This is a genomic window from Nonomuraea sp. NPDC048916 (assembly GCF_040649575.1).
Lineage (GTDB): Bacteria > Actinomycetota > Actinomycetes > Streptosporangiales > Streptosporangiaceae > Nonomuraea.
In genome coordinates this window covers 209,124-228,564 of sequence record NZ_JBEZFS010000023.1, presented here as the reverse complement: position 1 = coordinate 228,564, position 19,441 = coordinate 209,124, and the positions used below count along the sequence as shown (strand labels likewise).

Genomic DNA, 19,441 nt, shown 5'->3' with positions numbered 1-19,441 from the left:
CGCCGCCGGGCGCGGAACCCGGGCTCACCCGAGCCCGTCCGTCCCGCGCCCGGCCGCTCCAGGTGGCCGTGGCGCTCGCCGTGCTGGCCGGCTCCATGCTGGCCGGCCTGCTCGGCGGCGCCGCCGACATCTCGCCGTGGCAGGTGGTCCTGCAGGCGCTCGACTGGCTGCCGTTCGTGACGGTCGACTCCGGCCTGGCCCCCGTCGAGCAGGGACTCCTGTACGAGCTCCGCCTGCCCAGGGTGCTCGTGGCCGCCGTGGTCGGCGGGCTGCTCGCCATCGCCGGGGCCGGCTACCAGGGCGTGTTCCGCAACCCGCTGGCCGACCCGTACCTGCTGGGCGCCGCCGCCGGCGCCGGGCTGACCGCCACGGTGGTGATCGTGCTGCTGCCCGGCCTGCCGGGCGGCCTGCCGCTGGCCGCGTTCGCCGGCGCCGTCGGCGGGGTCTTCCTGGCGTACGTGCTGGGCAACACGGCGGGCCGGGCGGGCGGCACGGCGACGCTGGTGCTGGCCGGGGTGGCGGTCACCTCGTTCCTGACCGCCATCCAGACGTTCGTCCAGCAGTTCAAGGTCGAGAAGCTGCAGCGGATCTACTCCTGGATCCTGGGCGACGTCGGCGGCGGATGGGACCAGTTCTGGATGGTCCTGCCGTACGCGGCCGTGTCCGCCGTGCTGCTGATCCTGCACGGGCGCCTGCTCGACGTGCTGTCCGTGGGCGACGAGGAGGCGACCGGCCTGGGCGTGCGGGCGGCCAGGGTGCGGCTGGCCGTCCTGCTGGCCGCCTCCCTGGCCACCGCGGCGGCCGTCGCGGTCAGCGGCCTGATCGGATTCGTCGGCATCGTCATCCCGCATGTGGTCAGGCGGCTGGCGGGCGGTTCGTACCGGATCGTGCTACCGCTCTCGCTGGTCGGCGGCGCCGCCTTCCTGGTGCTCGCCGACCTGCTCGCGCGCACCGTCATCGCCCCCGCCGAGCTGCCCATCGGCGTCGTCACCATGTTCGTCGGCGCGCCGTTCTTCGTCGCCGTGCTGCGGATGACCAGGCAGGCCGCCACGTGATCGAGACGAGCGCCCTGTCCGTACGGCTCGGCGAGCGCGAGGTGCTCACCGACGTCGACCTCCGTGTCCGGCGCGGCGAGTGGCTGGCCGTCATCGGCCCGAACGGCGCCGGCAAGTCCACCCTGGTCAAGGCCGTCATGGGCCTCGTCGCCCGCCGGGGCGAGGTCACGCTCGACGGCCGGCCCGCCGCCGCGCTCGGGCCCAGGGACCGGGCCCGCCTGGTCGCCTACGCGCCCCAGAGCCCGGCGCTGCCGCCCGACATGACCGTGTTCGACTACGCCCTGCTCGGCCGCACCCCGTACATCTCCTACCTCGGCTGGGAGAGCCGGCACGACCGGGAGGTCACCGCGTCGGTGCTGGAACGGCTCGACCTGACCGGGTTCGCGGCCCGCAGGGTGGGCGAGCTGTCCGGCGGGGAGCGGCAGCGCGTGGTGCTGGCCAGGGCGCTCGCCCAGCAGGCGTCCGTGCTCCTGCTCGACGAGCCCACCACCGCCCTCGACCTCGGCCACCAGCAGCAGGTGCTCGAACTCGTCGACCGGCTGCGCCTCGCCGACGGGCTGACCGTCGTCACCACGCTGCACGACCTGACCGTCGCCGGCCTGTACGCCGACACCCTGCTGCTGCTCGCCCGGGGCCGCGCGGTGGCCGCCGGCAAGCCGTCCCAGGTGCTCACCGAGGCGCTGGTCGGCAGGCACTTCGACGCGCAGGTGAAGATCGAGCCGGGCCCTGACGGGCGTCCCGTCGTCCATCTCGTCAGAGGAGGACCGTGAAACTCAGCTACCGGATCGAAGAGGGCGTGCGGCTGGGGTCACTGCTGTGGGAGTTAGGGCCGGGCCGGCGGGCGATCTCCTCGGCCATGCTCGGCGGCGGCATCGGCCCCTGCTCCTGGGTGCTGAACGCGCAGGTCGTGGCCGGCTACTCGCGCACGGACCCGGTCGAGCACCTGGCCGCGATGGCGCCCCCGGGCGTGGGGGTGGGGATGATGACGGCCGCCTCGGTCGACCGGTACGTGGTCGCCGAGGACCACGGCGCGCGGGCCGTCGCCACGGTCGGGCTGCGCGTCCCCACCTGGGCCGCCGCCCCCGAAGGCGTCCCCGACCCGGAGCTGGCCCCGATGCTGTGGACCGCGCCCGCCGAGCCGGTGGACCCGATGGACCCGGCGGTCTTCCCGGACAGGCGGAGCGTCTCACCGGCGAGCCCGGCCCGGGCCGATGCCCCGCCGGTGGGCACGATCAACATCATGGTGACGCTGCCGGTGGCGATGACCGACGCCGCGCTGGTCAACGCCGTCATGACGGTCACGGAGGCCAAGACCCAGGCCCTGGTCGAGGCAGGCTACCCGGGTACGGGCACCGCCTCCGACGCGGTCTGCGTCGTCGTGGCGGCGGCCGGTCCCGAGGAGCTGTTCGCGGGCCCCCGCTCCACCTGGGGCGCCCGGCTCGCCCGAGCGGTCCACGCGGCCGTCCGCCGCGGCGCCGAAGCGTGGCGGCCTTATGACAGAGAGTCAGGGAATGCGGGGAAGTAGCATGTGAGCGAGGGCGTGATCCGCGACGATGAGGACGATGAGTGGGTGACCGCAATGGCGACGACCGAACCGACCACTGGGCGCACGGTCCTTCCCGGCGTGCCACCCTTCACTGTCGACGACCTGCTCAAGTTCCCCGATGACGGGAATCGCTATGAGCTCTTCAACGGGAGCCTACTGGTGGGCCCTGCCCCCACTCCGCTGCACCAGCGCGCCATCGCTCGCGCCTTGATCATTCTGGATAGGGCGAGCCCGCCGGACCTGGAAGCGCTGACCACCGTCAACTTGCGAGTGAGCGACAAGGACTTCTATATCCCCGACCTCGTGGTCGTGCCGCCCGCCTCGGTGGAGGCCGTGCGGCTCATGTTCTCTCCCAGTGACATCCGGCTCGCGGTGGAAGTGGTCAGTCCGAGCACGCAGGCGCGTGACGGGCACCTCAAGACCGAGGCGTACGCGGCCGCGGGCATTCCGGTCTACTGGCGGATCGAGGTGGCCGAAGGCCCCACCCTCTACGTGTACGAACTCGACGGCAAGACCTACCGGTCGCCTTCCGCCTACAAGGCCGGGGCCACCGTCACCCTGCACCAGCCCTACCCGGTCAGCTTCGACCCCGCCGAACTGATCGAGCGTCGAGGCTGAGCGAGGCGCGCGCTGTCAGGCGGGCAGGCCTGACTCTTCGCGGGTGAGCGCCGCGTTGGTGGCCAGGGTGGTGGCGTGGGCGACCCTGGTGACGAGTCCGGGGTCGAGATCGCCGAGCACGCGCGTAACGCCGGTGACGATTCCAACGATGGGGTCGTCGTGGGTGCTCAAACACTTCGCCACCGAGACGGATCTACCGCGCGGGGCCACATCGGTAAAGGTGCCGCCGATGTCGACGCCGATCGCGTAGCCCATCTGGAAACGGTTAGTGCCAAAGCAAGCGCTTGTCTACGCGCTCTTCTCTTGACTTACGGCAGGTGATTGGGACCCTGAACCTATCCCTGAGAAATAGGAGCGGAGATGGCGCGTCTCACAGCTCTGGCCGGCGGTGTCGCGGCGACACTCGTGCTGCTCGCATTGCCCGTGGCGGCGCACGAGCACCCCAGCGGCATCACCGATCTGGTGACCCCGGCCGTGGTGCGCGTCGAGGCCACCGCGCACGTGGAGATCACCCTGCTCGACCACATCGGTGATCTCATGCACGTGGAACGGTCCTACGACGTGCCCATCGGCGTGGGCACGGGCACCGTCGTCAACCCCGAGGGAGCGATCGTCACGCTCACCCGGGTCGTCAAGAACGAGCAGGACGTGGCCGTCTACGCGGCCAACAGGATCTTCGCCGAGCACCACGACGTGAAGATCCCGGCCGACTTCAAGCGGCACAAGCTCAAGGACGACCTGTTCGACAGGCATCTTCAGCAGTGCTACCCGCCCAAGTCCGCCAAGGCCACCTGCATCGTCGACGTCACCACCGACATCACGGTCTTCCCCAACGTCTCCCCGGCCGACCCCAAGGGCCTCAAGGCCGAGCTCGTCAAGGCCGGGCCGAGGCCCGACAGCCCGGCCGTGCTGATGACGTCGAGCCGGATCATCGGCAGCGTCGGCCTGCCCACGGCCCCGCTCGCCGACAAGGTGCCCGACCAGCAGGGCTCACCCACCAACATCGCGGGCTTCCTCGGCAGGCCCGGCCCGAACGTCAAGGAGACCGTCGAGATCGCCCACCTCGGCAAGGGCGGCAACGCCGGCGAGGCGGGCAGGCCGTTCGCCGACCCCGACAAGAAGGTCGACGAGCCGGTGAAGATGGGCGGCCTGGCCGACCGCGGCCTGCGCGGCGCGCCGGTGATCGGCGACAAGGACGGCCACATCATCGGCCTGCTCATCGGCGGCGGCAAGGACGCCCGGATGATCGGCGTCAGGGAGATCAACGCGGCCCTGACCAAGGCCGGGGTGACCCCGCGCAGAGGCCCGATCGACACCGCCTTCGAGGCGGCGCTGACCCGCTACCACACCAAGTACTACACCGAGGCCGCGCCGGGCTTCCAGCGGGTCCTGGAGCTCTATCCCGGCAACGTGGTGGCCGCCAACCTGCTGAAGGACTCACTGGCCAAGCGGGGCGGTCCCGAGGACCAGGGCACGAAGAAGGCGGCCGCGCCGGTGAGCAGGTCCACGCCGCTGTGGCCGTTCATCGTGGCGGCCGGGGTGCTGTTCATGGCGGCGGGCGCCGGGGCGTTCGTGCTGTGGCGGCGCCGCGCGCCCGAGGACCCGCCGCCTGACCTGCCGCCGCTGGTCGGCCAGCAGCAGCCGCCGCTCGACGAGGGAGCCAACCAGACCGTGGTCGTCCGCAGGTCGCAGCCGTTCGCGATCGTCCCCCAGCAGAAGCAGGTCCTGACCGCCCAGGATCCGTCCGTCAAGTACTGCACGGCGTGCGGGATGCGGCTGGGGCACGCGCACCGGTTCTGCGGCTACTGCGGTCACCCCAGCGAGACGTGATGCAATTGAATGACAGATCCCTGATCGGCCAGGAGGTGGCCGGATACTACATCGAGGACATCGTCGGCAAGGGCGGCATGGCCGTCGTCTACCTGGCGCTCGATCCCAGGCTGAGCCGGCGCGTGGCGCTCAAGATCCTCAACCCGGTGCTCAGCCTGGACGACCGCTTCAGGCAGAGGTTCATCCTGGAGTCCCGGACCGTCGCCAGCATCGAGCACCCCAACATCATCCCGATCTACGAGGCCAACGCCGACGCCGACGGCGTGCTGTACATCTCGATGCGCTACGTCGACGGGCTCGACCTGCGCCGCCTCATCTACGACCGGGGGCCGCTGCCGATCGCGCAGGCCAACCAGATCTTCGCCCAGGTCGCCGCCGCGCTCGACGCGGCGCACGCGCACGACCTGATCCACCGGGACGTCAAACCGGCCAACATCCTGCTGGCCGGCGATCACGTCTACCTGACCGACTTCGGCATCACCAAGCACCGCACGTCCATCTCCGGGCTGACGCAGACCGACCAGTTCATCGGCACACCGCGCTACATGTCGCCCGAGCAGATCAACAAGGAGCACATCGACGGCAGGTGCGACCAGTACGCACTGGCCTGCGTGGTCTACGAGGCGCTGTCGGGGCGGCTGCCCTTTCAACGCGACAACGACATCGCGCTGCTGTGGGCGCACCTGGCCGAGCAGCCCACGCCGCTGTCGCAGGTCAGGGCGGAGCTGCCGGCCGACGTCGACGTCGTGATGAACCGGGCGCTGGCCAAGTCGCCGGAGGAGCGCTACCCGAGCTGTGCCGCGTTCGTCACCGCGCTGCGCGACGCCATCAGCGGCCACCCGGCCGCGCCGCCGCCCACCCAGCTCTCGGGTGTGCGGCACCGCCGCCCGGCGCGTCCCGGCCGGCCGGGACGGCTGCCGATCATCGCCGCCACGATCACCGCGGCCGTCGCCGCGCTGGCCCTGGTCGCGCTCCTCATCATGAGCCAGCGGGGTGACGCCTGGTCCCGCTACCAGAGCACGACGGCCGCGCCGCTGTCGTTCGAGTACCCGGCCGGCTGGACCGTGCGCACCCACGGCGACCTCTTCGCGCTGGCCTCCCCGCACGCCGCCGAGTTCGAGACGCTGTTCGTCTCCGGCGCGGGCGCCGACTGGACCCCGGTGGTCCCGGTCATCACCGACGACCCCGACGGCGCCGCCGGCGTCTACGTCCAGCTCTCCGAGACGCTCAGCACCACCGCCACCGACGTCCAGATGCAGGCGACGCTCGAAGGCCTGCTGCCCGGCAAGATCGACGTCAGCGGCCCGGTCACCGAGCAGGCGGGCACCAGCCCGGCCACCCGCTACACCGGCTCGCTGACCGACCGCAACAGCGGCGTCAGGCTCGGTTTCGTCACCTACATCGTCGACCGCCGGCCCGAGCCGATGATGCTGCTGATGTACTTCTGCGCCAAGAACAGCTGCGACGACGCCACCCAGGCCCGCATCAGGCAGAGCGTCCGGCTGTCGTGACCTTGTAACTGACTTGTGTACGGCTTGACCTGGGTGTTCAAGGACGGGGGTCGCGGTCTAGCCTCCGGATGTGAGCATTCGAATCGTCATCGTCGACGATCAGGCGATGGTCAGGGCCGGGCTGCGGATGATCGTGGAGAGCGAGCCGGGCATGGAGGTCGTCGGCGAGGCGGCCGACGGGCGCGACGCCATCGCCGTCGCCAGGCGCACCCGGCCCGACATCGTGCTGATGGACATCTCGATGCCGCGCCTCGACGGGCTGTCGGCGGCCCGGGAGCTCCTCGACGCGCCGTCGCCGCCCAAGGTCATCACGCTGACCACGTTCGACAGCGACGAGAACCTCTACGCCGCGCTGCGCGCCGGCACCAGCGGGTTCCTGCTCAAGGTGTCGCCGCCCGAGCAGCTCATCGAGGCGATCCGGGTCGTGCACGCCGGCGACGCGCTGCTCGACCCGGCCGTGACCAGCCGGGTGATCGCCACGTTCGCCGGCCGGGCCGAGCCGAGGCCGTCGCCCCGGCTGGACGAGCTGACCCCGCGCGAGCTGGAGGTCCTCCAGATGCTGGCCCGCGGCATCACCAACGCCGAGATCGCCCGGGAGCTGTACGTGGGGGAGGCCACGGTCAAGACGCACGTGGCGCGGGTGCTGATGAAGCTCGGCCTGCGTGACCGGGCCCAGGCGGTCGTGTTCGCGTACGAGACGGGTGTGGTGCGTCCGGGAGCCGCCTGAGTCTCACCATTCGGGAGGGTTTGGCAAGACATGGGTACTTCATGTGTATATTTTCCGTTGTAGGGCGGGAGATACAGGAGATATTTCATGCAGGCTTTCCCCAGGGTGCTGTTCGACGAGGCCCACAGCGAGTCGTGGACCATCCGGCGAGAGGTGGCCGAGGCCATCAGTCCCGCCCATCCCGACGACAACAGCTATGCCCGCGCGGCCGCGCTGCTGCGGCACCTGGGGCACACGGTGACGGCCCATACCGAGGGCACGCTGTCGCCGGAGGCGCTCAGCGAGCAGGACGTGCTGGTCATCGCGCACCCCTCGGGCGAGCGGTGGGAGCGCACCACCGGCCTCGGCAGCCCGGTGTTCTCCGCCGCCGAGCTCGACGCCGTCCAGGCGTTCGTGGCCGGGGGCGGCGGGCTCGTCGTGCTGGCCGAGGAGGAGCAGGACAAGTACGGCAACAACCTGGCCGAGCTGCTGGCCCGCTTCGGCGTCGGCGTCGGGCACACCACCGTGCGCGACCCCGGCCGCGCCCACCGCGGCGTCGCCACCTGGGTTCTGGCCGGGCCCGCCTCCACCGACGGCCTGCTCGCGGGCGTCAGGACCGCCTGCTTCTACCGCTCCGGCGTGCTCGTCCCCGGTGAGGACGCCACCGTCCTGTTCGCCACCTCGCCGTCCGCAGCCCCCGCGAACGCCCCGCTCGCGGTCGCCGTACGCCACGGCCGGGGCCGCGTCGTCGTGTTCGCCGACTCCGACCTGTTCGGCGACGACTCGATCGACGACTACGACCACCGCACGCTCTGGGGCAACATGGTCACCTGGGCGGCCCGCGTGCCCGCCGCCACCTCCGCCGGGGCCCGCGACGAGTCCAGGGCCGAGCTGTTCGCCGGGCTCGCCGCGGCCGTCGAGGAGCTGCGGCCGCTCCAGGTCAAGGACGGCTCGGTGCCCGAGGACAAGGACCGCGCCAAGGCGCTGGTCGCGACCGTCTCCGCCCGCGTCGGCGAGCTGGCGCCGCACTTCCCGCACGACGCCGCCTACCTTCAGGCCGTCCGGGACGACCTGGCCAAGTGGTCCGAGCAGGACCTGGGCGTCCCCGACTTCCTCGACTCGCTGGACCGCTTCCACCCCGACACCCAGCGCGTCGACGGGCTGGAGCACCTCGTGGTGTTCCCCATGTACACCCAGAACGGCAACCCGAACCGCAACCTCGAGGCCGTCTGGCTGCGCACCATCTGGCCCGGGTGGCTGGCCCGGCTGGAGGCGAACGGGTACGACAACCCGATGTTCGTGCCGGTCGCGTTCGAGGAGTTCACCTCCGGCTACGACACCCACTCGGCGGTGCTCTTCCCCGAGACGGTGGCCGTGCGGCGGACGCCGGAGCGGTTCACCTGGGGTGCGATCTTCGCCGACCGCGAGGCCGCCAGGTTCCGGCGGGTCTCCAGGGCCGCCACCGAGACGCTCAGGCTCGACCTGCCGCCGGACGCGTCCAGGCTGCTCGAGTCCCAGCAGCTCGCCCAGGACACCTACGTGATGTGGGACCTGATCCACGACCGCACGCACAGTCACGGTGACCTGCCGTTCGACCCGTTCATGATCAAGCAGCGGATGCCGTACTGGCTCTACTCCCTGGAGGAGCTGCGCTGCGACCTGACCGCGTTCGGCGAGGCCGTGCGGCTGGAGGAGCAGGGAGTGCCGCACGCCCGCTACGTGCGGCACGCGATCCTGTTCGACCGGCTCTTCCGGTTCCCGATCACCGGGGAGCGGGTGCGCAACTACGACGGGCTCGGCGGGCAGCTGCTCTTCGCCTACCTGCACCGCAACGACATCGTCCGGTGGACCGACAACCGGCTCACGATCGACTGGGAGCGGGTCGCGGGCGGCGTGGCCGACCTGCGCGGCGAGGTCGAGAAGCTCTACCGCGACAGCATCGACCGGTCCAAGCTGGCCCACTGGCTGGCGGCCTACGAGCTGGTCAGCGCCTACGTCGAGCCGCACCCGGCCTCCACCTGGGCCAAGGGTGTCCAGGCGCTGCCCGAGGAGCAGAAGGCCAAGGTCGACGCGGTGCTGCCGGACGAGTTCCCCCTGAGCATGTTCTACGAGGCTCTGCGCCGTAAGCTGACGGATGTGGTCGAATCGACTAGGGGGATTCGCGGATGATCATTCTGGTAACCGGTGCCGCAGGTCCCACTGGCCAGGCGGTGTCCGAATATTTCCGTAAAAATGGTCACACTGTGATCGCCGTGGACAAGGACGACGTCGACCTGCTCGACCGCGAGGCCGTCAACGACCTGGCGGCGCGCGTCGAGCGGGAGCACGGCGGCGTCGACGGCGTGGTGCACCTGGTCGGTGGCTGGCGCGGCTCCGCGAGCTTCGCCGAGACCCGGCTGGAGGACTGGGACGACCTGCACGACCTGCTGATCCGCACCCTCCAGCACGTGTCGCTGGCCTTCGAGCCGCTGCTGCGCAGGAGCCCGGACGGCCGCTTCGTGATCGTCTCGGCCAAGGCCGCCGAGCACCCCACCGCGGGCGGCGCCGCCTACGCGGCCGCCAAGGCCGCCTCCGAGGCGTGGACCCTCTCCCTGGCCGACGCGCTGCGCGGCACCGGCGCCGCCGCCGTCATCCTGGTCGTCAAGGCCCTGGTCAACGACGCCATGCGCGCTGCCAAGCCCGACGCCAAGTTCGCCGGGTTCACCGACGTCGCCGACCTGGCCCAGGCCATCGGCGGGCTCTACGACCGGCCCGCCGCCGACATCAACGGCACGCGATTGGACCTCACCCAGTGACACCCCGGCACGACCCCCGGCTCAAGGCGTTCGCCAGCGACAACTACGCCGGAGTGCACCCCGACATCCTGCGGGCGATCGCCGACGCCAACGGCGGCCACCAGATCGCCTACGGCGACGACGTCTACACCGAGGCCCTGCAGGACGTCTTCCAGTGGCACTTTGGCGAGCAGGCGCACGCCTGGCCGGTGTTCAACGGCACCGCGGCCAACGTCGTCTCGCTCCGCGCGATGACCGCCCACTGGGAGGCGGTCATCTGCGCCGAGACCGCCCACATCAACACCGACGAGGGCGGCGCCCCCGAGGTGGCGGGCGGCATCAAGCTGCTGACCGTGCCCACGCCCGACGGCAAGCTCACGCCCGAGCTGATCGACCGCCAGGCGTGGGGCTTCGGCGACGTGCACCGGGCCCAGCCGCGCGTCGTGTCCATCTCCAACACCACCGAGCTCGGCACCGTCTACACGCCACGGGAGGTCGCCGAGATCTGCGCCCACGCGCACGAGCGCGGCCTGCTCGTCCACCTCGACGGCTCCCGGCTGACCAACGCCGCCGCCGCGCTCGACGTCCCGATGCGGGCGCTCACCACCGACGCGGGCGTCGACGTGCTCTCCTTCGGCGGTACGAAGATCGGCATGCTGTACGGCGAGGCGGTCGTGGTGCTCAACCCCTCGGCGGCCACCGGGGTCGACTACATCCGCAAGACGTTCATGCAGCTGTCGTCCAAGATGCGGTTCGTGTCGGCCCAGTTCGAGGCGCTGCTCTCGGGTGACCTGTGGCTGCGCAACGCCCGGCAGGCCAACGCGATGGGGCGGCGGCTGGCCGAGGCGGTGCGCGACCTGCCCGGGGTCGAGGTGCCGCGGCCGGTCGAGGCCAACGCGGTCTTCGCCGTCCTGCCCAAGGAGGTCACCGAACGGCTGCAGAAGCGCTTCCGCTTCTACACCTGGAACGAGGCGACGGGTGAGGTGCGGTGGATGTGCGCGTTCGACACCACCGAGGCCGACGTGGACGCGTTCGCCGCGGCGATCGCCGAGGAACTGGCCTAGCGGCGGGCGGCGGGGCGGGTGGCGAGGCGGGCGGCCTGCCAGCCGCCCATCCCGTGCACCGCGCCCCCCGGCGGCGTCGAGGCCGAGCAGAGGAAGACGCCGGGCAGCGGGGTGCGCCACGGCGCCGGCGACCAGACCGGGCGCCTGAGGAACTGGCCCAGGCCGGCCAGCCCGCCGCCGATGTCACCGCCCACCAGGTTGGGGTTCCACGCCTCCAGGTCGGCCGGGCCCATCGCGTGCCGGGCCAGCACCCGGTCGCGGAAGCCGGGGGCGTAGCGCTCGATCTGCGTCTCGATCGCCCCCGTCATGTCCACGGGGGAGCCGTTCGGGACGTGGCAGTAGGCCCACAACGTGTGGCCGCCCCGTGTCGAATCGGCCGCGTAGGGCTGCACGAGCAGCACGTACGGCCGGGGCGAGTGGCGCCCGGCGGCCACCTCGGCCTCGCTCAGCGCGATCTCCTCCAGGGTCCCGCCCAGATGCACGGTCCCCGCGGCGGCGACGGCCGGATCGCGCCACGGCACCGGCCCGTCGAGCGCCCAGTCGAGCTTGAACACCCCGGGGCCGTAGCGGTAGCGCTCCAGCCGCCGGCGGTAGCGCGCGGGCAGGTCGGCCATCTCCAGGAACTGCCGGGGCGTCACGTCCAGCACGATCGTCTCGGCGCCGAGGCCGGCGAGCTCGTCGAGGCGCCGCACCCGGTGCCCGGCGACCGCCTCGCCCCCCAGCCCCCGCAGCCTGGCCACCAGGGCGTCGGCCAGCACCTGCGAGCCGCCCTTGACCAGCGGCCAGCCCACCAGGTGGGCCAGCGACGCGAGCAGCAGACCGTAGCCGCTCGTGATGGGGGAGCGCAGGTCGAGCACGGAATGCGCGGCCATGCCGGCGAACACCGCGCGGCCCTCGACCGTCCTCAAGACTCGCCTGGCGAACGTGGTGGCGGGCAGCGCCGCCGCGACCCCGAACCTCGCCGCGGCGGCGAACGCGCGCGGCTCGGGCCGCCACGGCCCGAGCGGCTTCACCAGCAGGTCGACCAGCGGGAACCCGGCCCGCGCCGCCGCTCCGACCGTCGCCCCCCAGGCCGCGCCGTCGACCCCGAGCCCCTCACACGTACGGCCGGCGTCGCGGTGCACGAGCACGGCGGGCCGGTCGTCGAGCGGGTGCGCGGCGGCCACGGCGGGATGGACGAACTCGACCTGCCCCGGCCCGCGCCCCTCCAGGCCGAGCCCGCGCAGCGCGGGGGAGGCCAGGGCCATCGCCATCACGGTCGCGCCGAGGTCGTGCACCCGGCCGGGCAGCGTGAGCTCCGCCGAGCGCAGCCCGCCGCCGAACCGCTCGGCCGCCTCCAGCAGCAGCACCTCGCGCCCGGCGCGGGCCAGCATGATCGCCGCGACGAGCCCGTTGGGACCCGACCCCACGACGACCGCGTCGGCGCTCACCTCAGGCGCTCACTCCAGATGCTCACTTCAGGCGTTCATTTCAGGCGTTCATTTCAGGATCGTGGGATACGGCTGCGCGCCACGATGCCCGAGCATCTCGGTCATCAGCTTGATCTCGCCGCTCTGCCCCTTGACGATCTTCTGGGCCATGTTGACCACCTCGTCGCGGTCGGAGAGCTTCAGCAGCCCCTCGGCCATCTGCACGCCGCCCTCGTGGTGGCGGATCATCAGCTGGAGGAAGAGCACCTCGGCCTCGGTGCCCTGCAGCTCCTTGAGCTTGGCCAGCTCCGCGGCACTGGCCATGCCCGGCATCACACCGGGCTCCACCGACCCGGCTGACCCGGCGGACCCGGTGGGCGCGGCGCCGTGGCCGTGGCCGCTCATCCAGGCCATCGACCGGAGGTCGGTCGACTGGCCGAGCCCCCACTGCTCCAGCCAGCCGATGAACATGCCGCGCTGGGTGGCCTGGGTGTTGATGATGTCGAAGGCCAGGTTGCGGATCTCCTTGGACTGGCTCTTGTCCCTGATCGTGAACGACATGTCGACGGCCTGCGCGTGGTGGGTGGCCATGTCGCGGGCGAAGCCCGCCTCGGCGGAGCCGTCGGCGGGAGCCGCGCCGCGGCCGAGGACGAGGAAGACGACCGCCGCGCCGACGATCAGCACGGCGCAGGCGATGAGCAGTGGGTTCTTGGCTGGTTTGTGCATGGCGGGTCCAGCCTATCCACCCCTGCGAGAAGGGGGGATCGGTCGCATAGGTCCCTCTTATTCTCGGCATACGCCCGGAGGGCATAGGGTGACCCGAGGTTGGCAGGCCGATGGAGGAACCGATGAAGGAGAAGGCGCAGGCGCGGCGGGAGCATCTGCAGAGGATGCGGGCCGAGCAGAAGCGCAAGGAGCGTCGCACCGCGTTCCTCATGTGGGGGGCTGGGGGCGCCGTCATCGTGTTGCTCGTCGGCCTGGTCGGTTTCTACCTGGTCAAGCAGGCACGGGAGACCTCGCTCGACGCGGTGGCCAACTACTCCTACGAGGCCGGGCAGCACGTGTGGAAGCCGGTCTCCTACAAGGAGACGCCGCCCGTGGGCGGTGAGCACAACAACTACTGGCAGCAGTGCGACATCTACACCAAGCCCATCCACAGCGAGCACGCGGTCCACTCCCTGGAGCACGGCGCCATCTGGATCACCTACCGGCCCGACCTGCCCAAGGCTCAGGTCGACGCGCTGACCAAGGTGGCCACCTCGACCGGCCAGCTGGAATACATGCTGATGAGCCCCTATCCGGACCTGTCGGCGCCGATCGTGGTCTCGTCGTGGGGACACCAGCTCAAGCTGGACAACCCGGACGACCCCAAGCTGGGCGCCTTCATCAAGAAGTTCCAGAACGGCAAGGACACCCCGGAGCCTGGTGCCACCTGCGGTGGGGCCGACGCCATCACCACCACGGCGGACCTGGCTCCGCTGCCGCCCGAGCCGCAGGGGCAGACTCCGATGGAGACCATCTCACCGAGCGCCAGCCCGGCCGGTCAGTGACGCTCGCCCGCCCCGGCCGGCTCTGACCGGGGCGGCACCGCCGGTCAGCCCGCGACCGGGCCGCCGCGCCACGTGGGCAGGGGCCGCTCGCCCACGGCGACGTCGTAGGCGGCGCGGGCCAGCAGACGGGTCGAGTCGAGGGTGGGCAGGGGAGAGACGTCCGGGGTCACCAGGAGCGGGATCTCGGTGCACACCAGGGCCACCGCGTCGCAGCCCCGCGCCGCCAGCCGTTCGATGACGCGGACATAACCCTGGCGGGAGTCGTCGCTGAAGACGCCGTTCACGAGCTCCTTGAAGATGATCGTGTCGACCAGGTCGCGGTCGGCGGGTCCGGGCACCTCGGTGGCGATGCCCCGGGCGCCCAGCGCCCTCGGGTAGACGGGGCCGTCCATGAGGTATCTCGTGCCGAGGATGCCGACGCGCCGGTGACCGTCGCGGGCGGCCTGGTCCGCGACCACCTCGGCGAGGTGCAGCCCGGGCAGCGCGAGGTCCGCGCCGGGGTGTTCGAGCGCCAGGTGCGCGGTGTTGTCCGGGCAGGCGAAGAAGTCGGCGCCCGCCCGGGCCAGCCGGTCCACGCTCACCGACAGCGTGGCCCTGATCGACGCGTGGTCGCCCGCGTCCCAGGCCGGCATGCTCCGGCCGAAGGCGATGTAGTCGAGGGTCACGTCGGGATGCTCGTTGCGGCCGGTCCGGCGAAACCCCTCCTGGCAGTAGCCGAGGAAGCAGAGCGCCGCGCCCTCAGTGCTGTGGGCGAGGATGCCGAGGTGTCTCATGATTGCCTCCAGACCGGCTCAAGTGTTCGCAATGGCGAACATCTGTCCACTAGACTGAACGCGATGGACAGGGTTCGTCAAGCCGAACGAATCGACTTCTGGAGCGAACAGGTGGGAAACGGTTCCGCGAGCGAGGGCGTGCGGGAGCCCTCCGACCTCATCGGGCTGATCGCCGGGGCGATCCGGCGTGAGCGCGCCCGCGCCGGGCTGTCGCTGACCGAGCTGGCCCGGCGGGCGGGCCTGGCCAAGTCCACGCTCTCCCAGCTCGAGTCCGGCGCCGGCAATCCGAGCGTGGAGACCCTGTGGGCGCTCGGCACCGCGCTCGGCGTGCCGTTCAGCCTGCTGGTCGACCCGCCGCGGCCGGACGTCCGGGTGATCCGGGCCGGCGAGGGGCCGGTCGCCCACTCCGAGCAGGCCGGCTACGCGGCCACCCTGCTCGCCTCCTGCCCGCCCAACGCCCGCCGCGACGTCTACCGGATCGTGGCGCGGCCCGGCACGCCCAGGCTCTCGGCCGCCCACCCGCCGGGCACGACCGAGCATGTCGTGCTGAGCAGCGGCCGGGCGCTGGCAGGCCCGGCCGAGGAGCCGACCGAGCTCGGGCCCGGCGACTATGTCACCTATCCCGGCGACACCCCGCACATCTTCCAGGCCCTGCGGGCCGGCACCACGGCGGTGTTCGTGATGGAGCATCTCTGAGGGGTGCTACGCCAGGACGTCCTCCAGCGACACCGAGTCCAGCCCGTGCGCCTCGGCCACCGGACGGCTCGTCAGGTGTCCCTCGTGGGTGCTCAAGCCGAGCGCGAGCGCCCGGTCCTGGCGCATCGCGTCCCTCCAGCCCAGGTCGGCGATGGCCAGCGCGTACGGGAGCGTCACGTTCGTGAGCGCGTACGTCGAGGTGTGCGGCACGGCGCCGGGCATGTTGGCCACGCAGTAGAAGATCGAGTCGTGCACCGGGTAGGTGGGCTCGGCGTGCGTCGTCGGGCGCGAGTCCTCGAAGCAGCCGCCCTGGTCGATCGAGATGTCCACCAGCACCGAGCCCGGCTTCATACGGCTGACCAGGTCGCTGGAGACCAGCCTGGGGGCCCGTGCGCCGGGGATCAGCACGGCGCCGATCACCAGGTCGGCCGCCAGGACCGCCAGCTCGATCTCCAGCGTGTTGGAGGCGACGGTCTGGCAGTGCCCCTGGTAGATCATGTCCGCCTGGCGCAGCTTGTCGATGTTCTGGTCGAGCAGCAGCACCTCGGCCTGCATGCCGAGCGCGATGGCCGCCGCGTTCATGCCCGACACACCGGCCCCGATCACCACCACGTGCGCCGCGTGGACGCCGGACACGCCGCCCATCAGCACGCCCCTGCCGCCCCCCGAGCGCATCAGGTGGTAGGCCCCCACCTGGGGCGCGAGCCGGCCCGCGACCTCCGACATGGGCGCGAGCAGGGGCAGCGCGCCGCTCGGTGTCTGCACGGTCTCGTAGGCGACGCCGGTGACGCCCGCGTCGAGCATGGCGGTGGTGCACGCCCGCGAGGCGGCCAGGTGCAGGTAGGTGAACAGCACCTGCCCCTTGCGCATCCGGTGATACTCCTCGGCCACCGGCTCCTTCACCTTCAGGATCAGGTCGCCCGCGGCCCACACCTCGTCCGCGTCGCCGGCGATGATCGCGCCCACCGCCTCGAAGTCGGTGTCGGGGATCGCCGAGCCGACGCCCGCCCCGCGCTCGACGAGAACCTGGTGGCCGTGCCGTACGAGTTCGTGGGCGCCCGCCGGGGTGAGCGCCACACGGTATTCGTTGTCCTTGACCTCGCGAGGAACTCCGACCTTCATGGACCACTTCCGTTTCACCGGGGTGCGGTATGTACCGTCACACTGTCCTTCTTCCTCAATTTTTCCGCCTATCACGAGAAAATTCAGGATTGTCCGACCGATTACCCCGGTTCTGCCCCTCCTCGGTAAGCTCACCCGCAGCCCGAACCTCAGGATGGTGTCGTCAAGGATGGACAAGCCGGGAGCGGACCCCTTAGCGGTCCCGGAAGAGCCGCAGGCCAGCCGGGCGACCACCATCGTGCTGATCGTCTCGCTCGTCCTGGTCGTGCTGCTCGCGGGCGTGGCCGGCACCGTGGCCGTGCTGATGACCAGGAGCCCCGACACCCCGTTACTCGGGGGCGCCCCGCCGCTGCGGCTGGCCACGCCCATCCACTTCGCGCCGGTCAGGGAGACCAAGGCGGCTCCGTGCCCCGGCGCCGAAGCCGTGCTCGACGAGAAGCAGACCACCTGTTATCTGCTCGAGGACGGTGTGACGGTCAACGCCGTGCAGCGGATCGAGCCGGTGCGCGAGAAGAACGGCACCTACTCGGTGCGCGTCGCGATCGCCCCCGCCTTCCGCGACAAGGTGGCCGAGCTCATCGACGAGCTGGTGTCCGACCAGCGGCAGGTCGCGGTCATCCTGGTGCCCGCGACCGTGGTGGCGGCGCCCATCGTCACCCAGAGCATGGACGGCGACAGCCTGAGCATCGCCGGGTTCACCAAGGAGGAGGCCGACGCGATCACCGCCCGCCTCCTGAGCAGCCCGCCGGCCACCGGCACCCCCGAGACGGGCGCCCCGGACACGGGCGCCCCCGCGACGGGCGGCCCGGGGAGCACGGATACGGGGAGCACGGGCACGGGGAGCACGGGCACGGGGAGCACGGGCACGGGCGTTCCCGACACAGGCGTCCCGCAGACGAGCGCGCCCGACACGGGCGGGCCCGCCTCGACGGGCCCGGTCTCGGTGGGGAGCGGCGACCGGCCTTCGCGCGACCGCCGCTACGCCAGCTGCAAGGAGGCCGTGGCGGCCGGCGACGGCCCCTACACCAAGGGCGTCCACCCCGAATACGCCTGGTACACCGACGTCGACGGCAACGGCGTGGCCTGCAACTCGCCCGATATCCGCTAACCGAAGAGGTTCTGCAGCGCGGAGATCCCGAAGTAGGCGAGGAACACCAGCGACACCACCCAGAGCAGCCACGGGATCTGGGAGAACTTCCCCCGCGCCGCCTTGATGAGCGTGTAGGTGATCACTCCGGCGCCCACCCCGTTCGTGATCGAGTACGTGAACGGCATCAGCGCGATCGTCAGGAAGGCCGGCACGGCCATCTCCAGGTCCTCCCAGGGCACGTTGCGGCTCTGCGTCATCATCAGCGCCCCGACGAGCACCAGGGCCGGGGCGGCCGCCGCCGCGGGCACCACGGCCGCCAGCGGGGTGAACAGCAGCGTGAGGCCGAGCAGCGCGCCCGTCACCACGGAGGCCAGCCCGGTGCGCGCCCCCTCGCCGACGCCCGCCGCCGACTCCACGAACACCGTGTTGGCCGACGAGCTCGTCACCCCGCCCACGACTCCCGCGACGCCGTCCACGGTGAGGATCCGGCCCAGCCTCGGCACCCGGCCCCGCTCGTCGACCAGCCCGGCCTCGTCGCTGACACCGATGATCGTGCCCATCGCGTCGAAGAACCCGGACAGCACCAGGGTGAACAGCACCACGGTGGCCGTCAGCCCGCCCGCGCGGACGAACCCGCCGAACACGTCGACCTGCCCCACCAGCCCGAAGTCCGGCGCGGCGACCAGCGACTCCGGCATCCGCGGCGTGACCACGCCCCACGACCTGGGATCGATGGTGGCCAGCGAGTTCACCGCCACGGCCAGCACTGTGGTCACCGCGATGCTGAGCAGGATGGCGGCCGGCGTCCTGCGCGCGTACAGGACGATCATCAGGAGCAGGCCGAAGCAGAAGATCGCGACCGGCCAGCCCGTCAGGTGCCCGGTCGCGCCGAGCTGCACCGGAGTGCCCGAGCCCGCCGTGACGAACCCGGCGTCGACCAGCCCGACCAGCGCGATGAACAGCCCGATCCCCACGCTGATGGCGTGCTTCAACGCCAGCGGGATCGCGTTCATGATCAGGGTGCGCAGGCCGGTCACGGCGAGCACGATGATGACCACGCCTTCGAGCACGACCAGGCCCATCGCCTGCGCCCAGGTCATGTAGGGGGCGGCCTGGTAGGCGACGAGGGCGTTCAGCCCCAGCCCGGCCGCCAGGCCGAACGGCGCGTTGCCGACGAAGGCCATCAGCAGCGTGCTGACGGCTGCGGCCAGCGCCGTCGACGTGGTCAGCTGGCCGATCGTGAGCTTGGCGCCGGTGACGTCATGCGCGCCGGCCAGGATGATCGGGTTGAGCAGGATGATGTAGGCCATCGCCATGAAGGTGGTGATCCCGCCACGCACCTCACGCCCGACGTCGCTCCCCCGCCCGGACAGCTCGAAGAGCCTGTCGAGCACAACGATCCCCCCTCGCGGTCAGGGGGAATCGCCGCAGGTCCTACCCGGAGGGAGAGATGATCACGCCTTCTCGTGCCGGCCGCCGCCCACCAGGGCGGCGAACTCCTCCAGCCCGATCCGCCCGTCTCCGTCGCGGTCGGCCGTGGCGATGAACGCCTCGATCTCCTCCGTGGTCGCGCCCTGGGTGCCCAGCGCCAGGTTGACCTGCCTGATCTCGGCGGCCGTCAGCAGGCCGTCGCCGTCGCTGTCGAACCGCTCGAACTCGGCCTTGGCCGCTTCGCGTGCGTCGCTCATCGGATCCTC

20 protein-coding genes are annotated in these 19,441 nt (G+C 71.5%); 13 read left to right on the top strand and 7 right to left on the bottom strand.

Annotated features, from left to right (window positions below):
• Positions 1 to 95: 95 nt before the first annotated feature.
• The 4 genes from AB0C16_RS25310 to AB0C16_RS25295 are packed head-to-tail and all read left to right on the top strand — an operon-like array spanning position 96 to position 3,219.
• Positions 96 to 1,055, top strand: coding sequence for an iron ABC transporter permease (locus tag AB0C16_RS25310; protein WP_357686390.1), 960 nt, complete (start codon positions 96 to 98; stop codon positions 1,053 to 1,055).
• Positions 1,052 to 1,825 (top strand): ABC transporter ATP-binding protein, encoded by a 774-nt coding sequence (locus AB0C16_RS25305; protein ID WP_357686385.1) that lies wholly within the window; start codon positions 1,052 to 1,054, stop codon positions 1,823 to 1,825. The genes AB0C16_RS25310 and AB0C16_RS25305 overlap by 4 nt, the downstream gene beginning before the upstream one ends.
• Entirely contained in the window at positions 1,822 to 2,580 is a 759-nt protein-coding gene (locus tag AB0C16_RS25300) for an adenosylcobinamide amidohydrolase (RefSeq protein WP_357686384.1), read from the top strand. The genes AB0C16_RS25305 and AB0C16_RS25300 overlap by 4 nt, the downstream gene beginning before the upstream one ends.
• Positions 2,581 to 2,583: 3 nt before the next feature.
• Entirely contained in the window at positions 2,584 to 3,219 is a 636-nt protein-coding gene (locus tag AB0C16_RS25295; protein ID WP_357686383.1) for a Uma2 family endonuclease, read from the top strand.
• A gap of 15 nt (positions 3,220 to 3,234) precedes the next feature.
• On the opposite strand, the gene AB0C16_RS25290 is transcribed toward AB0C16_RS25295, so the two are convergent.
• Positions 3,235 to 3,474 carry a hydantoinase/oxoprolinase N-terminal domain-containing protein gene (locus AB0C16_RS25290; RefSeq protein WP_357686382.1) on the bottom strand — a complete coding sequence of 80 codons (240 nt, stop codon included), beginning with the start codon at positions 3,472 to 3,474 and terminating at the stop codon, positions 3,235 to 3,237.
• 105 nt (positions 3,475 to 3,579) lie between these two features.
• Between AB0C16_RS25290 and AB0C16_RS25285 the strand changes: the two genes are divergently transcribed.
• From AB0C16_RS25285 to AB0C16_RS25260, 6 genes are all read left to right on the top strand, one after another.
• Positions 3,580 to 5,049: a hypothetical protein gene (locus tag AB0C16_RS25285; RefSeq protein ID WP_357686381.1), complete on the top strand. Its 1,470-nt coding sequence runs from the start codon at positions 3,580 to 3,582 to the stop codon at positions 5,047 to 5,049.
• Positions 5,049 to 6,560, top strand: coding sequence for a serine/threonine-protein kinase (locus tag AB0C16_RS25280; protein WP_357686380.1), 1,512 nt, complete (start codon positions 5,049 to 5,051; stop codon positions 6,558 to 6,560). The genes AB0C16_RS25285 and AB0C16_RS25280 overlap by 1 nt, the downstream gene beginning before the upstream one ends.
• 70 nt (positions 6,561 to 6,630) lie before the next feature.
• Positions 6,631 to 7,287, top strand: a complete 657-nt coding sequence (locus tag AB0C16_RS25275) for a response regulator transcription factor (protein WP_357686379.1) — start codon at positions 6,631 to 6,633, stop codon at positions 7,285 to 7,287.
• Positions 7,288 to 7,374: 87 nt separating this feature from the next.
• Complete coding sequence (locus AB0C16_RS25270) at positions 7,375 to 9,435, top strand: DUF6421 family protein (RefSeq protein WP_357686378.1); 2,061 nt, start codon at positions 7,375 to 7,377, stop codon at positions 9,433 to 9,435.
• Positions 9,432 to 10,061, top strand: a complete 630-nt coding sequence (locus AB0C16_RS25265; RefSeq protein ID WP_357686377.1) for an SDR family NAD(P)-dependent oxidoreductase — start codon at positions 9,432 to 9,434, stop codon at positions 10,059 to 10,061. The genes AB0C16_RS25270 and AB0C16_RS25265 overlap by 4 nt, the downstream gene beginning before the upstream one ends.
• Positions 10,058 to 11,104, top strand: coding sequence for a low specificity L-threonine aldolase (locus tag AB0C16_RS25260; RefSeq protein WP_357686376.1), 1,047 nt, complete (start codon positions 10,058 to 10,060; stop codon positions 11,102 to 11,104). Before AB0C16_RS25265 ends, AB0C16_RS25260 begins: the two co-directional genes overlap by 4 nt.
• Here the strand turns inward: AB0C16_RS25260 and AB0C16_RS25255 are convergent.
• Together AB0C16_RS25255 and AB0C16_RS25250 are read right to left on the bottom strand one after the other, a co-directional pair.
• Positions 11,101 to 12,534, bottom strand: a complete 1,434-nt coding sequence (locus AB0C16_RS25255) for an NAD(P)/FAD-dependent oxidoreductase (protein ID WP_357686375.1) — start codon at positions 12,532 to 12,534, stop codon at positions 11,101 to 11,103. The genes AB0C16_RS25260 and AB0C16_RS25255 overlap by 4 nt on opposite strands.
• A 48-nt stretch (positions 12,535 to 12,582) precedes the next feature.
• Positions 12,583 to 13,239, bottom strand: a complete 657-nt coding sequence (locus AB0C16_RS25250) for a DUF305 domain-containing protein (protein ID WP_357686374.1) — start codon at positions 13,237 to 13,239, stop codon at positions 12,583 to 12,585.
• A 122-nt stretch (positions 13,240 to 13,361) separates the two neighbouring features.
• Between AB0C16_RS25250 and AB0C16_RS25245 the strand changes: the two genes are divergently transcribed.
• A complete protein-coding gene (locus AB0C16_RS25245) occupies positions 13,362 to 14,063 on the top strand; it encodes a DUF3105 domain-containing protein (RefSeq protein ID WP_357686373.1) in 702 nt (233 codons plus the stop codon).
• 44 nt (positions 14,064 to 14,107) lie between these two features.
• On the opposite strand, the gene AB0C16_RS25240 is transcribed toward AB0C16_RS25245, so the two are convergent.
• Complete coding sequence (locus AB0C16_RS25240) at positions 14,108 to 14,836, bottom strand: amino acid racemase (RefSeq protein ID WP_357686372.1); 729 nt, start codon at positions 14,834 to 14,836, stop codon at positions 14,108 to 14,110.
• 63 nt (positions 14,837 to 14,899) lie between these two features.
• Between AB0C16_RS25240 and AB0C16_RS25235 the strand changes: the two genes are divergently transcribed.
• A complete protein-coding gene (locus AB0C16_RS25235) occupies positions 14,900 to 15,532 on the top strand; it encodes an XRE family transcriptional regulator (protein WP_357686371.1) in 633 nt (210 codons plus the stop codon).
• 6 nt (positions 15,533 to 15,538) lie between these two features.
• Here AB0C16_RS25235 and ald read toward each other — a convergent pair whose 3' ends face one another.
• On the bottom strand, positions 15,539 to 16,654 hold the full coding sequence (ald, locus tag AB0C16_RS25230) for an alanine dehydrogenase (RefSeq protein ID WP_357686370.1): 1,116 nt from the start codon (positions 16,652 to 16,654) through the stop codon (positions 15,539 to 15,541).
• A 169-nt stretch (positions 16,655 to 16,823) separates the two neighbouring features.
• Between ald and AB0C16_RS25225 the strand changes: the two genes are divergently transcribed.
• Complete coding sequence (locus AB0C16_RS25225; protein WP_357686369.1) at positions 16,824 to 17,762, top strand: excalibur calcium-binding domain-containing protein; 939 nt, start codon at positions 16,824 to 16,826, stop codon at positions 17,760 to 17,762.
• On the opposite strand, the gene AB0C16_RS25220 is transcribed toward AB0C16_RS25225, so the two are convergent.
• Together AB0C16_RS25220 and AB0C16_RS25215 are read right to left on the bottom strand one after the other, a co-directional pair.
• The gene (locus AB0C16_RS25220; RefSeq protein WP_357686368.1) at positions 17,759 to 19,138 is read right to left on the bottom strand and encodes an NCS2 family permease; all 1,380 of its coding nucleotides are present in this window, start codon (positions 19,136 to 19,138) and stop codon (positions 17,759 to 17,761) included. The two genes, AB0C16_RS25225 and AB0C16_RS25220, sit on opposite strands and share 4 nt — an antisense overlap.
• Positions 19,139 to 19,198: 60 nt before the next feature.
• Positions 19,199 to 19,432 (bottom strand): EF-hand domain-containing protein, encoded by a 234-nt coding sequence (locus AB0C16_RS25215; protein ID WP_357686367.1) that lies wholly within the window; start codon positions 19,430 to 19,432, stop codon positions 19,199 to 19,201.
• Positions 19,433 to 19,441: the final 9 nt, after the last annotated feature.

What these genes read in the sequence shown, in the direction of transcription:
- AB0C16_RS25310 (WP_357686390.1), top strand. Translation starts at nt 96, where the DNA reads ATGCTGGCCGGCCTGCTCGGCGGCGCCGCCGACATCTCGCCGTGGCAG.
- AB0C16_RS25270 (WP_357686378.1), top strand. Translation starts at nt 7,375, where the DNA reads ATGCAGGCTTTCCCCAGGGTGCTGTTCGACGAGGCCCACAGCGAGTCG.
- AB0C16_RS25225 (WP_357686369.1), top strand. Translation starts at nt 16,824, where the DNA reads ATGGACAAGCCGGGAGCGGACCCCTTAGCGGTCCCGGAAGAGCCGCAG.
- AB0C16_RS25250 (WP_357686374.1), bottom strand. Translation starts at nt 13,239, where the DNA reads ATGCACAAACCAGCCAAGAACCCACTGCTCATCGCCTGCGCCGTGCTG.
- AB0C16_RS25245 (WP_357686373.1), top strand. Translation starts at nt 13,362, where the DNA reads ATGAAGGAGAAGGCGCAGGCGCGGCGGGAGCATCTGCAGAGGATGCGG.
- AB0C16_RS25280 (WP_357686380.1), top strand. Translation starts at nt 5,049, where the DNA reads ATGCAATTGAATGACAGATCCCTGATCGGCCAGGAGGTGGCCGGATAC.
- AB0C16_RS25215 (WP_357686367.1), bottom strand. Translation starts at nt 19,432, where the DNA reads ATGAGCGACGCACGCGAAGCGGCCAAGGCCGAGTTCGAGCGGTTCGAC.
- AB0C16_RS25290 (WP_357686382.1), bottom strand. Translation starts at nt 3,474, where the DNA reads ATGGGCTACGCGATCGGCGTCGACATCGGCGGCACCTTTACCGATGTG.
- AB0C16_RS25265 (WP_357686377.1), top strand. Translation starts at nt 9,432, where the DNA reads ATGATCATTCTGGTAACCGGTGCCGCAGGTCCCACTGGCCAGGCGGTG.
- AB0C16_RS25235 (WP_357686371.1), top strand. Translation starts at nt 14,900, where the DNA reads ATGGACAGGGTTCGTCAAGCCGAACGAATCGACTTCTGGAGCGAACAG.
- AB0C16_RS25240 (WP_357686372.1), bottom strand. Translation starts at nt 14,836, where the DNA reads ATGAGACACCTCGGCATCCTCGCCCACAGCACTGAGGGCGCGGCGCTC.
- ald (WP_357686370.1), bottom strand. Translation starts at nt 16,654, where the DNA reads ATGAAGGTCGGAGTTCCTCGCGAGGTCAAGGACAACGAATACCGTGTG.
- AB0C16_RS25285 (WP_357686381.1), top strand. Translation starts at nt 3,580, where the DNA reads ATGGCGCGTCTCACAGCTCTGGCCGGCGGTGTCGCGGCGACACTCGTG.